Source organism: Plantactinospora endophytica (assembly GCF_016862915.1).
Lineage (GTDB): Bacteria > Actinomycetota > Actinomycetes > Mycobacteriales > Micromonosporaceae > Plantactinospora > Plantactinospora endophytica.
The window spans coordinates 45677-57775 of the sequence record NZ_BONW01000049.1 but is presented as its reverse complement, the minus strand read 5'-3'; the positions used below and the strand labels follow the sequence as shown (position 1 = coordinate 57775).

Annotated in this window: 13 protein-coding genes; 6 read left to right on the top strand and 7 right to left on the bottom strand. The window is 70.8% G+C overall.

Annotation, left to right across the window (positions count from 1 at the left end; all coding sequences use genetic code 11):
- Window positions 1-31 precede the first annotated feature (31 nt).
- Window positions 32-502, bottom strand: coding sequence for an SgcJ/EcaC family oxidoreductase (locus Pen02_RS39075; RefSeq protein ID WP_203871247.1), 471 nt, complete (start codon window positions 500-502; stop codon window positions 32-34).
- A gap of 108 nt (window positions 503-610) precedes the next feature.
- Here Pen02_RS39075 and Pen02_RS39070 point away from each other — a divergent pair, with 108 nt between their 5' ends.
- A complete protein-coding gene (locus Pen02_RS39070; protein ID WP_203871308.1) occupies window positions 611-1177 on the top strand; it encodes an NUDIX hydrolase in 567 nt (188 codons plus the stop codon).
- Window positions 1178-1181: 4 nt separating this feature from the next.
- Here Pen02_RS39070 and Pen02_RS39065 read toward each other — a convergent pair whose 3' ends face one another.
- Window positions 1182-2603, bottom strand: coding sequence for a helix-turn-helix domain-containing protein (locus Pen02_RS39065; RefSeq protein ID WP_203871246.1), 1422 nt, complete (start codon window positions 2601-2603; stop codon window positions 1182-1184).
- 385 nt (window positions 2604-2988) lie between these two features.
- On the opposite strand from Pen02_RS39065, the gene Pen02_RS39060 reads away from it, so the two are divergent.
- Window positions 2989-3294 carry a hypothetical protein gene (locus Pen02_RS39060; RefSeq protein ID WP_239141980.1) on the top strand — a complete coding sequence of 102 codons (306 nt, stop codon included), beginning with the start codon at window positions 2989-2991 and terminating at the stop codon, window positions 3292-3294.
- A 21-nt stretch (window positions 3295-3315) separates the two neighbouring features.
- On the opposite strand, the gene Pen02_RS39055 is transcribed toward Pen02_RS39060, so the two are convergent.
- The 3 genes from Pen02_RS39055 to Pen02_RS39045 form a co-directional block, all read right to left on the bottom strand.
- Window positions 3316-3834 (bottom strand): nucleoside deaminase, encoded by a 519-nt coding sequence (locus tag Pen02_RS39055; RefSeq protein ID WP_203871245.1) that lies wholly within the window; start codon window positions 3832-3834, stop codon window positions 3316-3318.
- A 24-nt stretch (window positions 3835-3858) separates the two neighbouring features.
- Window positions 3859-4869 (bottom strand): phosphotransferase, encoded by a 1011-nt coding sequence (locus tag Pen02_RS39050; protein WP_203871244.1) that lies wholly within the window; start codon window positions 4867-4869, stop codon window positions 3859-3861.
- A 91-nt stretch (window positions 4870-4960) separates the two neighbouring features.
- Window positions 4961-5425, bottom strand: coding sequence for a hypothetical protein (locus Pen02_RS39045; protein WP_239141979.1), 465 nt, complete (start codon window positions 5423-5425; stop codon window positions 4961-4963).
- 141 nt (window positions 5426-5566) lie between these two features.
- Here Pen02_RS39045 and Pen02_RS39040 point away from each other — a divergent pair, with 141 nt between their 5' ends.
- The 3 genes from Pen02_RS39040 to Pen02_RS39030 all read left to right on the top strand — a co-directional run bounded on the left by Pen02_RS39040 (window position 5567) and on the right by Pen02_RS39030 (window position 8399).
- Entirely contained in the window at window positions 5567-6403 is an 837-nt protein-coding gene (locus tag Pen02_RS39040) for a hypothetical protein (RefSeq protein WP_203871243.1), read from the top strand.
- 128 nt (window positions 6404-6531) lie between these two features.
- Window positions 6532-7065, top strand: a complete 534-nt coding sequence (locus tag Pen02_RS39035; RefSeq protein ID WP_203871242.1) for a SigE family RNA polymerase sigma factor — start codon at window positions 6532-6534, stop codon at window positions 7063-7065.
- Window positions 7066-7076: 11 nt separating this feature from the next.
- Window positions 7077-8399: a hypothetical protein gene (locus Pen02_RS39030; RefSeq protein ID WP_203871241.1), complete on the top strand. Its 1323-nt coding sequence runs from the start codon at window positions 7077-7079 to the stop codon at window positions 8397-8399.
- A 107-nt stretch (window positions 8400-8506) separates the two neighbouring features.
- Here Pen02_RS39030 and Pen02_RS39025 read toward each other — a convergent pair whose 3' ends face one another.
- Entirely contained in the window at window positions 8507-10141 is a 1635-nt protein-coding gene (locus Pen02_RS39025) for a peptide ABC transporter substrate-binding protein (protein WP_203871240.1), read from the bottom strand.
- Window positions 10142-10428: 287 nt separating this feature from the next.
- On the opposite strand from Pen02_RS39025, the gene Pen02_RS39020 reads away from it, so the two are divergent.
- The gene (locus Pen02_RS39020; RefSeq protein WP_203871239.1) at window positions 10429-11469 is read left to right on the top strand and encodes an ArsR/SmtB family transcription factor; all 1041 of its coding nucleotides are present in this window, start codon (window positions 10429-10431) and stop codon (window positions 11467-11469) included.
- Between the two features lie 138 nt (window positions 11470-11607).
- On the opposite strand, the gene Pen02_RS39015 is transcribed toward Pen02_RS39020, so the two are convergent.
- Entirely contained in the window at window positions 11608-12090 is a 483-nt protein-coding gene (locus tag Pen02_RS39015) for a hypothetical protein (RefSeq protein ID WP_203871238.1), read from the bottom strand.
- Between the last annotated feature and the right edge of the window lie 9 nt (window positions 12091-12099).

Genomic DNA, 12099 nt, shown 5'->3' with positions numbered 1-12099 from the left:
GGACCCGCTTATGGGTCGTGCGGCTCCGGGCTCACCTGCCGGGGTTGAAGACGGGACGACCGGTCGCCGTCGAGCCGGCAACGGAGGCCAACTCCTCGTCGGGTACGCCGATGTTCTGGCTGGCGGTCAGGCGCCACTGGCCGTCCTCCTTTGCCAGGATCCACAGTGGAGAACCCACGTCCGGCCCGTCGGGCGTGTGGTACACCTGCCGAAGCTTGACCGCCGCGACATCGGGGCGGATGAACAGTACGTGTTCCAGCTCGAACGTGACCGTCTGGCCCTGCATGGCACCGGGGAGCACCTGGTGCGTGAACGACGAGATCGCGTCGAGGCCGAAGAGCCGCTTGCCGCCACCCGTCGTCCAGATCGCGTCGGCCCGGAACAGGGCGAGGAATTCGTCGGGTAGCTCGTTGTTCTGTGCGTGCTCGACCGTGGCAACCACCTGCTTGATCGCCTCGATCTCGGCCTCGCGGGTCGCCTCGTTGACGTACGGCGTGTTCATGAAGATCAACGTAGGACGTCAATCGCGCTTGAGGTCAAGAGAGCGCGCGTCGCGGACGACAGTCGCCTCATGCCGGTCGAGAACGTCGGGCTGGTCGATACTGACGGCATGGTCTACGAACGAGCGGCGGGGGCGACCGAGTGGCGGTTGCACGCAGAGCGGCTGGTGGATGACGGCCGGCGCGCGCGGCTGAGCATTGCGGATATCGAGCTTCCGGACGGCGTACGGTTCGAGCAGTACGTGATCCGAGCACCCAGCGCGGCGATGGTCGCCGTACTGGACGCACAGCAGCGACTGCTGCTGATGCGTCGGCACCGCTTCGTTTTCGATCGGTGGGTATGGGAGCTTCCCGGTGGCTACGTCGATGACGGCGAACAGCCGGCGGAGTGCGCCGTACGAGAGGTCGAGGAGGAGACCGGCTGGCGGCCGGAGGCTGTCGAGCCGTTGCTGTCGTTTCAGCCCTGGGTCGGTATGGCCGACGCGGAGAATCTGCTCTTCCTGGCTCGGCGGGCAGAACTCACCGGTACACCAGTGGACGCCAACGAGGCCGAGCAGGTGGAGTGGATCCCGCTCGACGAGGCACGAGACCTCGTGTCGCGGGGCGAGATCGTCGGCGCCGGTACCGTCATTGCCGTGCTCGAACTAGTGGCCCGTAGCGCGAGAGGCGAGTTGTAGGGGGTCAGCGCCGCCTGCCCAAGACCGCGTCGACCTGATCGGTGAAGTGTCGTACGCCGGGCCGGCGACGATGCGCCGCGAGAAGCGCCTGGAGATCGCGTAGGTAGCGCACCGCTCGCGCCGACCGGAGATCTTTCGCCTTTGTCAGGGCCTCCTTGCCGACGACGCATGCCCGATCGACCTCGCCCTGCCTTGCGTAGATGCTTGCCAGCAGCGACAGGTTGAAGCCGTAGCCACGCACGTAGCTGGGGTTCATCCGCAGTGACCGGACGGCGAAACGTTCGGCATGGCTGTACCGGCCCAACGTGTGGAAGCAGTGTCCGAACTTGGCGGACAGGTACGCCTCGTCGAAGTAGCTGATCCACTGCGGGTCACTGCCCCGATCGGCCCGGTCGAGTGCCTGCTCCGCTTGATGAAGAGTACGGGCGCAGGCGCGTTCGTCGTGGCCGATGGCATACGCGTGCGCCTCCAGCACGAGGGCTTCGGCGACCAGAACCGGCATGCCGGCGCGTTGGGCGGCTTCGCGGGCGGCACGGGCAAGGTCGATGCCGGTGGCGGCGTGACCGAGGTAGGTAGCCTGATGGCTCATCGCGGCGATGACTTCTGCACCGAGACCGCCGTCATCGGCATGCCGTGCCAGGTCGAGCGCAAGGGTCAGATAGCGTTGCGCGATGCCGTGTTCGGCCATGTCGTACGCCTGCCAGCCCGCGAGCTGACTCAGCTCCGCCGTCGCGCTGAGTAGCTCTCGACCGGTGGCCTGGTCAAATCGACCGTCCGTCAGCAGTGGAGCGACTTCCAGGTTGAGATAGCGAGCCACGGTATTCCTGGCGTGGCCGCCTCCGTACTGGTTGTCCAGCCGACGATATGTCGCTGTCAACTCCCTGACCGTCTCGACCTCGGGTTGGCCCACGCTACGGCTTCCGTCCCTGGCGAGAGGGGGCGGATCTGGCGCCGTGAACCAGCGCAGTGCCGGCAGGGTGTACCCGGCGGAGCTGAATGCCGTTCGTCGCAGCAGATCTCGACGGTTCACGTCACCTCGCCACAGTTCGAGACAGTTTCGTACGCTGGCCTGCCACGACTGACCCGGGCCGTGCTCAGCCTGCTTCTCTTCAGGATCAGAGGACGTGGCAGGAAGACATGAATTTCCTTTGGGTGCCAGGCCCATGGTCATCCGGGCTTCATCAGGCATGTTGCAGCCGTCGGCGATTCGTTCCAACACCTCGATCGAAGTGACCTTCCGGCCGCTCATGATCCGGCTGACGTAACCCTGTTCAAGGCCGACTGCGGCCCCGATGCGGGTCTGGCTGGCTCCGGCCAGTCGGGTGAGCACGCGGAACAGCGCACCCATGTCCCTGTTCGCCAGCATGACCCGGACGTCATGACGGGACCACACCTCTTCGGGTATCCGAAGCGGATCGAGCAGCACGGCGGCTCCCGTGTCGTGGCGTGACTACTCATGGTGTCTGCCCTGGATCGTAGGGCGCTCACCAGCGCGGGTCGAGTGGCCTCATGGCAAGGTGACATGGCTGGCTGCCATGGTCGCCGGGTCTTCTGGGCGGAAGGGTCCGGGCATGCCTTTCGATGTGGTCAACCCTCCTGTCGACCCACCACCAGAATGCGAATCACCTATCGTATGGCGGCTCGCCCGGAAGCTCTGGCAGACGCATCGCCCAGACGACAACGGTCGCTGCCTCAACGCCGAGTGTCGGAGCCACCAGCAGTCCTTTCCCTGCCGGCCCGCTCATTTGGCGATCCGGGGAATGAACGCGGCTTGCGGGAGGAGGTCCACCGACTCGATTCTGTGGATCTCCGTGGCACGCCGGAAGCTCGGGGCGACTCCGGGCCAGCCGGCGAACCCGAGTCAGCAGGTGTGCCGCGACGACGAGCAGCCTCGAAAGTCGACGGCGGCGCTTTACACTTCGGAGGCGCTGCGCGAGTACGCGTACCGCCAGATCGACTTGGCCGATACCTTCCTCATGATCCATCGCGAGGCGGGGTTGAACCTATGCCGTTGCGGCCGTCTACATCCTTGTGACGATCGCAGCTACTGGACGGGAATTCGGGTGCACTACCAGCGGCTGGTCGGCGACGGTGAGCCGGGAGGTTCGGTGCGTTGACTGAGTGGGCGAGGCGATCGCTCAGCCTGGCCCGGTTACCAGGGTCTCTGCCCAGCGCCGGGCGGGGGAGTCGGGCGTGGTCGCGCACCAGCGGCGGAACAGCTCCCGGCTCTCCTCCCGCCGGATTCCGCCGACCAGCACCGATGGGGCCGCGAACCACGGCACCGGCGGCTCCGGGCGCCACGCCGCCGCGACCGCCGCTCCGCCGTCGCTCGGCGACTCCAGTCCGAAGTAGACCTCGTTCACGCCGAGGGCCATCGCCGTACCGAGGCACATCACGCAGGGTTCGAGGTTTACTGCCAGCCGCAGCGGCAGGTCCCGTTTCCGCCGGCCCAGCCGCTCGTCGGCCTCGATCATCGCCAGCAGGTCGGCGTGCACCAGCCGCCGCCGGAGGGCACGCTCCTGGGTGTACGCCCGGCCGACGATCTCGTCGCCGAACGCCACCACGGCGCCGATCGGCTGTTCCCCGGCCGCCAGTCCTTCCTCGGCGACCTCCAGCGCGGCGCCCATCAGCTCCGCAGGCTCCATCAGCCGCCCCATCCCCGCACCCTCACCATCCGCCGCTCAGGCCCGGCCGACCGGCAGGGTGCTGATGTGGTCGAGGACTCCGCGGAGGATACCGAACGACTCGTCGTCGTCCTCGGTGCCGGTGTGCGGCGCGCGGAACCGACTCGCCTCGATCGCGATGTCCGACAGGTGCCACCAGCTCCGGTACAGCTCCAGCATCTCCGGGCGCGGCGTCACCCCGGTCGCCTCCACGTAGCCGGCCAGCACCGACCCGTCACCGGGCTCCATCAGCCAGAGGTCGCGTTCCGGCGGTGCCACCAGCACGGTGTCCCAGTCGATCAGCCGCCAGCCGTCGCCGGTCCGCATGGTGTTGCCGGGATGCGGCTCGCCGTGGGTGAGCACCATCCGGGCCGGCTCGGCCCGCGCCGCCAGCACGAGGTCGTCGTAGCGGGCGAGCAGCCGGCGGACCGGTGCCGCGTACTCGGTCAGCAGGGCGGCGGCGGGGTGGGCGTACGGGCCGGTGTCGGGGACCTCGTCGGTGCCGGGAAGGCCGAGTTCCAGCTCGTCCCGGTGCGGGACGGCGAAGTCGTCGACCAGGGCCGGGCCCCGGGCCGCCGCCGACGCCGTGTGCAGTTCGACAACCAGATCGAGTACGTCCCGACGGTGTGCCGGCGACTCCCACTCGCCCCACCGGAAGCTCTCCCCGGCGACGTACGGGTAGACCGCCACGCCGAACCGGTCACCCGTGCGGACCAGTGGCTCGCCGTCCCGGCCGGGAATCGGGGCCACCACGAAGCCGTGACCGTGCTCCCGCAGCCGCGTCGCCGTGCCAAGGGCGGCCCGCAGCCGGTGGTACGCCGCGTCGAGCGGGTCGTCCAGGGCGAGCCGTTTGGTGGTCAGCTCGTCCACCGAGACGAACCGACGGACGCCTTCGCCGTCGGTGACCTCCCAGTGGTGGCTGCCCCGGCCCACCGCCCGGTATTCCAACGCGGTGACCTCGAATCCCCACCCGTCGACAAGCGTCGCCCGGAGCAGGGCATCGGGAAGATCGGCCGGCGGCGTCAGCATCCGTTCACCGTGTCGCCCGACCGACACCCGGGCAACCGAATTTCGCCCGCGGCTACGGCGCCGGCCCGCGCAGCGCCGGGTACCGGCTGGTTCAGGGCGCCGCGACCACCTCGACCACGCTGGCGCCGCTCAGCCCGCCCCGGCTGTCGCGCGCGCTCCAGACCAGGTTGTAGTGGCCGGCTGGAACGTCGGTGCCGATCCGGAGGACACTGGTCGGCTCCTCGCCGGGCGCCCCGGTCGGCCTGACCGGCTCCGCCGTGACCGTGACGTCGCCGGTGATCGTCCGGGCGTCGGCGGTCGCCTTCAACGCGGCCGTGTCCTGGTACGGGCCGGTCAGCCGGGCGGTGAGTTCCGTCTCCGGTGGGCCGCTCGGGGTGCCGAACGTCCGGACGGTCCAGCGCAACGTCACGGTATCACCGCTCCGGTACGGAACCTCCGGATCGTGCCCCTGGCAGCAGGTGTACTGGCGGCCGGCCGTCACGGACGGACCGGTCTGGCAGGCCGTCGACATCGACAGGGCGAGGCAGGCGGCGACGGCCAACCGGACCGGTCTCATGGCCGGAGCCTATCGACCGGGCGCCGTCCCGGCGGAGTCTTCGTACTCGCCGGGCAGCAGGTCGGGCACGGACCGGGTCGGCAGCGGCGGCATCCAGCACAGTGGAACGTCCATCCAGCCCACCCGGCGTAGGATTCGGCGGTGTCCGAGAAGCCGATCACCCCACCGCCGGGCGACGACGCGGCGTCCGGCGACGCCCGGGCCACGGCACTGCCCGCGATCAGCTACCTGGCCCTGCTGGCGCTCGGCGTCGGTCTGCTCGCCTGCTGCGGCGGAATCGGCACGGCCTGGTTCGGCGACGGCGTCGGTCCCGCCGCGCTCGGGCTGACCGGCGGCGGGCTCGTCCTCGCGGTCGGCAGCTTCGCACTGGTCAAGGCCAAGGGCAGGGAGTGGACCAACCGGGCCGCGCGACCCGAGGTGCCACCGCGCCGGGTGGCCAGCCTGGCCGAGCGGTACCAGCTCGGCGAGCACCTGGTGTCCCGGACCGGGCAGAGCCCGCTCGGCACCTTCGGCCTGGTGCTGGTCTGCGCCGCCGGCCTGGTCGGCATCGCCGTCGGGGTCAACTGGCTGCTCGACGCGTTCGCCGTGCGGCGGCTGGCGTTCGTCGCGCTGCTGCTCGTGGTGGTGGCGGTCGTGCTGGTCCCGGTGGCGCTGCTGGTGCTGCCCACGAAGACGGTCCGGACCGACCTGTTCAGCCACGGCTTGGTGCACGGACCCCGCCGCCGACCCCGGGCGCTGTACTGGCACCAGATCGACCGGATCGTGCTCTGGGTCGCCGCCGAGGGCAAGCTGTTCGGCGGCAGGGTGCTCGGCTACCACCTCCGGACCACCGACGGTGCCTGGCTGCGGATCGAGGCCCGCCCGCACCAGCAGCCCGACCCGTTCGGCGAGCGCCTGCTCGCGGCGGCGGAGTCCGCCCAACTGCCGGTCGAACGCGGTGGCCCGTACCACGGCGAGTGGCGTCCGCGCCGCTCCTGAACGTCGCCCCGGCCCGCCCGCCGGCACGACGCGTCCGAGTCGCGCCGGGACAAGTCCGACTCCTCCCGACTGCAACGTCCGATCCGGTGCCAGCCGTTTCCGGGGCGGAGCCTCCAGAAGGGAGCGGCATGCGCGCCGACGGCGAAACCGAGTACGTGGAGTACGTCACCGCACGGCTGCCCGCGCTGCACCGAACCGCGTACCTGCTCTGCGGTGACGCGCATCGTGCGGACGACATCGTGCAGGCCACCATCACCGCGCTGTACCGGCACTGGCGCCGGGCCAGGTCGGTCGAGAACCTCGACGGGTACGTGCACCGGATTCTGGTCCGCAAGCACCTCGACGAAGTGCGCGGACCGTGGGCCCGGGTACGGCTGATGTTCGAGACGCCCGACCGGCCGGCGAGCCCGGAGGCCAGCGTCGAGGACCGGGACACAGTGCACCGGCTGCTGGGCGGGCTGACCGGGGCACAGCGGGCCGTCCTGGTGCTGCGTTTCGCCTGCGACCTGTCGGTGCAGGAGGTGGCGGCGGTGCTGAACACCTCCACCGGAAACGTCAAGAGCCACACCGCTCGGGGATTGGCGGCGGTGCGTCGCCATCTCGACGTCCAACAGTCCGGCATCGGCCCGGCACAGTCCGGCATCCGCTCGGCAGAGCGCTGAAGGAGGCGAGCGTGTCTATCGAAGAGGACCAGGGGACGGCGCGGGCGTTGCACGCGTTGCTGCACGAAACGACGGTGCCGCCGAGCCGGGCCGACATCGGCGAGGCGGTCCGGCAGGGGCGCCGGGCCGAGCGACGCCGTCGCGGGGCGGCGGCCACGGCGGCGGTGTTGGCGGTGCTCGGGGTGGTCGGTGCGACCACGGCGGTGTTGGGGCGCAGCGGAGAGGCCCGGCCGGAGCCGGCCCGCCCCACCCCGGTCGTCTCGCCCGGCCCGGTCGGCACCGTCACGGCGGAGGTGGAGACGGTGCCGGTCACCGTTACCGACCGCACGCTGGAGTGCAAGATCAGTCCACTGACCCTGCCCGCCGAGACCCTCCAGGTGCACGTCAGGGGCATCGACCCCACCGGACGGTTTGTCGTCGGCGCCGCTGCGATCATGGCCGATCGGCGGCCGCGAAGCGCCGACGGGTGGTACGTGCTGTGGGACCGGAAGACGCCGACGCTGTTCAAGGTGCCGAATCCCGCGCGGCTCGGTGCGGCGGTGGTGAACGCCGAGGGCGTGGTGGCGGGCACCGGGAACGACAACCCGGGCAACGGGATGGTCCGGGAATTCGGCTGGGTGTACCGGAACGGCCAGGTCCAGCGCCTGCCGATGCTGCCCGGCTACGACGCGGCGCACGTCGCGGCGATCACCGAGCAGGGTGACGTCGTCGGGCACGCGTACCGGTTGCCGCCGGAGGGTGAGATGAGGGGCGGCGGCGGCGCCGTGCCGGTGCGCTGGCGGGCGGACGGCAGCGGCGGACCCTGGCCGCTGAGCACCCCCGAGAACGGGGGAAGCCCAGTGGGGGTGACCCGGGACGGCACCGTGGTCGGTCGGCACGGGTTCGACAAGATCAGGATCTGGCGGCCGGACGGTACTACGGCCGACCTGCAAATGCCGCCCGGCATTGTCCGGACGGCCGGCTGGCACGTCAGTGGCGACTGGGTCGCCGGCTACGTCGCGGCCAGCGACGCGCAGTCGCCGACTCCGCTGATGCGCTGGAACATCCACACCGGCACGATGTACGTCTATCCGAACATCGACTCGCAGGGCAACCTCGGCATGGCGGTCACCAGCACAGGCCGGACGATCGTCTCGACCCCGGAGGACGGATTCCTGCTGGTGGAGCCGGACGGCAGCGTCGGCCGGTTGCCGACCCCGCCGGGCGCGGAGGACTGGCCACGGAAGGTCGACGCCAACGTGATCAGCGACAACGGGCTGCTGGTCGGCAGCGCCTATCTGGGGCCGAGCGCTTCCGAGGGCACCGGCGACTACACCTGGCAGTGCGGGGGATGAGGCTCCGGTAGTCGCCGTACGACCCGTGCCGCACCACCGCTTCGGCGCAGTGCTGCGGCACGGGTCGTACGACGGGTCCGCCGGTACTCAGCCGGCGCCGGTACCGGTCAGCCGGTCACCTCGATCTTCAACAGGTCGACCTGGCCGAACGGGTCCATCTCGACGTTGCTGACCCGGGTCGAGTGGCCGAAGTTGTTCTGGCCGAACCGGAGCGGGATCACCGGCATCTCCCGGGCCAGGATCTGCTCCGCCTCCTGGTACTTCTTGATCGCCTCCTCCTGGTTCGGCGCCCGCTCGCCCTCCTTGACCAGTCGGTCGAACTCGGCGTTGCTGAAGCCGTAGTAGTTCGACGACCCCTCGGTGGTGTAGAGCGGCCCGAGGTAGTTCTGCATCGACGGGTAGTCCATCGACCAGGCCATCCGGAACATCCCGACCGGGGTCTTCGCCCCCACCTTGGTCAACAGGTCGGCGAACCTGGTCTCCGGGGTACTGGTGCAGTCCACCCCGAGGTTGTTGGAGATCTGGTTGCAGGTGGCCTCGATCCACTCCTTGTGGCCGCCGTCGCCGTTGTACGAGATCTGCAACCTGGCCGGCCCGCCGGCCGCCTGGTACGCCGCCTTCGCCTTCGCCGGATCGAACTGACACGCCTCGCCGCAGGTGTCCGGCCGGGCACCCGCCAGCAGCGGGGAGACGAAGGAGCGGGCCGAGGTCTGCGAGTCCTTGAAGACCGTCTTCACCAACTCGTCCCGGTCGATCGCCATCGAGATCGCCTTGCGTACCTCCGCCTTGGCGAACTCGGGCTGGAAGGTCGGGAAGGCGAGGAACTGGAACGACGACAGCGGGCTCTTCTTGAACCGGTCACCGAGGTCCGCCGCCGCGCTGCTCAGCGCCTCGGTCGGCACCTGCCGGGTCACGTCGTTGTTTCCGGCGGTCAGGTCGGCGTAGTCGGCCGTCAACTGCTGGTAGATCTGGAAGACGACGCCGCCGACCTTCGGCTTCGGGCCGGGATGCGCGTCGTACCGCTCGACCTCGATCCGGCTGTCGTGCTGCCAACTGCCCTTCATCTTGAACGGGCCGTTGCCGATCGGGGCGTCCTCGAAGCCCTCCTTCAACACCCCGTCCGACGCCCAGGCGGCGTTCGGCAGCGGGGCGAAGACGTGGTAGCCGAGTACCGACTCGAACTCCGCGAACGATCCGGAGAGGGCGATGGTGAAGGTCAGGTCGTCGACCTTCTTCAGACCGGTCAGCTTCCGGGTCTTCGGATCGGGGCCCTTCTGCGGACCCTCGCCGTCCGGGTCCGTCGACTGGAGGTCGTCGTACCCCTCGATCTGGCCGAAGAAGTACGCCCCGCCGTTGCCGTTCGGCCCGTACGCCGCGTGGTTCCAGGCGTTGATGTAACTGTCGGCGGTGACCGCCTCGCCGTTGTGGAAGGTGTAGCCGCCCTTCAGCTTCACCGTCCACAGGATGTTGTCGGCCGACTCGATCGACTCGGCCGCCACCTCGAACGGCTTCTTGTTCTCGTCGAACCTGACCAGCGGGGTGTAGAGGGCGGCCAGCACCTGCGCCCCGGCGCTCTCGGTGGCGTTCGACGGGATCATGTGCTGCGGTTCGGCGATGCCGATCCTGATCACGGCGTCGGCGTCCGAGGTGCTCGGGTCCTCGCCGCCGCCAGTGCACCCCGTCGCGGCGAGTACGACGGCCAGGGCCGCCGCGCTCCAGGTCATCCGTCTGGACACCGGCATGAAGCCTCCTTCGCATCGGCGCCGCGCCGCGGGCACCGGGCGGCCGGTGCCGTTGTGGCCGTGGCGCGGCGGGGTGAGCAGGCCGGACGCGACGGTCGTCGGTCCGGCCGGGCCGGGCCGGGACCGGCCGGCTCCTGCCATCAGTTACGAGCCGACCGGGCCGTCCGGGCAATGCTTTTGACTGGGTCCAAACCATCCGGAGAGGCGACAACTGGGCGGCGGGGCGACCGCGTCTCGTGAGCAGACGACAGCCGTGCGGACGGTGCGGACGAGGCGTGGAGGTGGTGATGATCCGGATCTGGCTGGGCCCCGAGGACATCGCCCGGACCCGGATCGCGCCCGCGCCGCTACCGCTGCACGAGGTCTTCGTCAGCCTGGCCGGAGCACCGGCCCCCGGAGCGGCAACCGACGGAGGCTCGACCGAGGGAACACCGGCCGACGGAGCAGCAACCCCCGGCGTGCCGGCCGACGGCGTACCCGATCAGGCGTCCACTGCGGAACTCGCCCGCTGGCTGCGCGAGACGGGCGAGCTGGTCGGTGCCGGGCCAGGCGGACGGCGGGCGGCGTCGGACGGCGTCCCGCCCGGGGTGGCCGGAGCCGGCGCGGCGAACCTGCTTCCCCCGCTCTCCGAGGACCGGACCATGCAGGGCGCACTCGCCTGGCTGCTCACCACCTCGGTACGCCGGGCCCGAAGCCTGGCGGCGGCCGTACGCGGCTACTACGACCAGCGGATCGCCGCGCAACTGTCCGCCTGGGAGTCGGTGGTCCGGCTCGACGTCAACGAGCGCAGCCGGGCGCTGGCCACCGGTGGCGTGGAGGCCCTGCTGACGATGTTCGACCCGTGGGCGACCTGGCGGAACCCGGTGCTCTCGGTCACCTCCACCGTCGACCTCGACCTGCGGCCGAACGGCGCGGGCCTGCTGCTGGTGCCGTCGGTCTCGGCCCGCCAGCTCTGGGTCGGCAACTCACCGGACTCGGTGGTGCTGGCCTATCCGGTACGCCGGCCACGCACCCTCGGCGGTCGGGCGCCCGGCCACCGGCCGGTGCCGGCGTACGCCCTCGGTGCCGGCGCGGCGACCGGCGACCCGCTGACCGCGCTGCTCGGCCGCTCCCGGGCGGCGGTGCTCCGGGCCGCCCTGGTCGGGGCGAACACCACCGACCTGGCCCGCCGGGCCGGCATCAGCACCCCGTCGGCGTCCCAGCACGCCAGCGTGCTTCGCGACGCCGGCCTGCTGCGTACCACCCGGCACGGCAAGGCCGCCCACCACACGCTCACCCCGCTGGCCCGCGCCCTGCTCACCGGCAACGACGCAGTCAGCCGCCGCTGACCGGGGCCTGGCCCCGCCTCGCCCGGGTCCGCTCGACGCTCCGGCCGTCTCCGCTCGACGCCTCGGTCGTGTCCAGTCGACGTCGCAGCCAGGGATGGTGGGCGGGCGGAAGTCGGGCGGAGCGGGACACGGCGTGGGTCAGCGGCGGCGGGCGCCGGCCGGCCAGAGCACGGTCACCGGCAGGTCCCGGGCGTGCGCCAGCCGGACCACGTCGGCGGTGTCACCGATGTCGGCCGACGGGTTGCCGTCCCAGACCGCGAAGAGCTGCTCGCACCGGCGCAGCATCTCCAGGCTCGCCGCCAGGTACGCCTCCCGCCCCGCGCGAGGGAACGGCATGTACGACACCGAGGTGGCCCGGCGCAGCAACTCGTCGAAGTCCGGCAGGTTGTGCACCCGTACCGCCCGCTGCCGGTAGTCCCGGGCCGGGATCACCGCCTCGTAGCTCCCACCGTTGGCCAGTACCGCCCGGGCGAAGAGCTGGTCGGCGCCGTCGGCCAGACAGGTGATCCCGTGCAGCTCCGGCCCGGCGTACGGGCGCAGCTCCTCGGTGAGCCGGGCGTAGACCAGTTCCGCCGTGCCGTCGGCGAGCACTACGTGCCCGGTGACACCGATGCGGGCCATCCAGCACCG

Excerpts from the sequence above, each read along its gene's own strand:
- Pen02_RS39075 (WP_203871247.1), bottom strand. The coding sequence starts at position 502 with ATGAACACGCCGTACGTCAACGAGGCGACCCGCGAGGCCGAGATCGAG.
- Pen02_RS39070 (WP_203871308.1), top strand. The coding sequence starts at position 611 with ATGGTCTACGAACGAGCGGCGGGGGCGACCGAGTGGCGGTTGCACGCA.
- Pen02_RS39055 (WP_203871245.1), bottom strand. The coding sequence starts at position 3,834 with ATGGGGCGGCTGATGGAGCCTGCGGAGCTGATGGGCGCCGCGCTGGAG.
- Pen02_RS39050 (WP_203871244.1), bottom strand. The coding sequence starts at position 4,869 with ATGCTGACGCCGCCGGCCGATCTTCCCGATGCCCTGCTCCGGGCGACG.
- Pen02_RS39045 (WP_239141979.1), bottom strand. The coding sequence starts at position 5,425 with ATGAGACCGGTCCGGTTGGCCGTCGCCGCCTGCCTCGCCCTGTCGATG.
- Pen02_RS39035 (WP_203871242.1), top strand. The coding sequence starts at position 6,532 with ATGCGCGCCGACGGCGAAACCGAGTACGTGGAGTACGTCACCGCACGG.
- Pen02_RS39025 (WP_203871240.1), bottom strand. The coding sequence starts at position 10,141 with ATGCCGGTGTCCAGACGGATGACCTGGAGCGCGGCGGCCCTGGCCGTC.
- Pen02_RS39020 (WP_203871239.1), top strand. The coding sequence starts at position 10,429 with ATGATCCGGATCTGGCTGGGCCCCGAGGACATCGCCCGGACCCGGATC.
- Pen02_RS39015 (WP_203871238.1), bottom strand. The coding sequence starts at position 12,090 with ATGGCCCGCATCGGTGTCACCGGGCACGTAGTGCTCGCCGACGGCACG.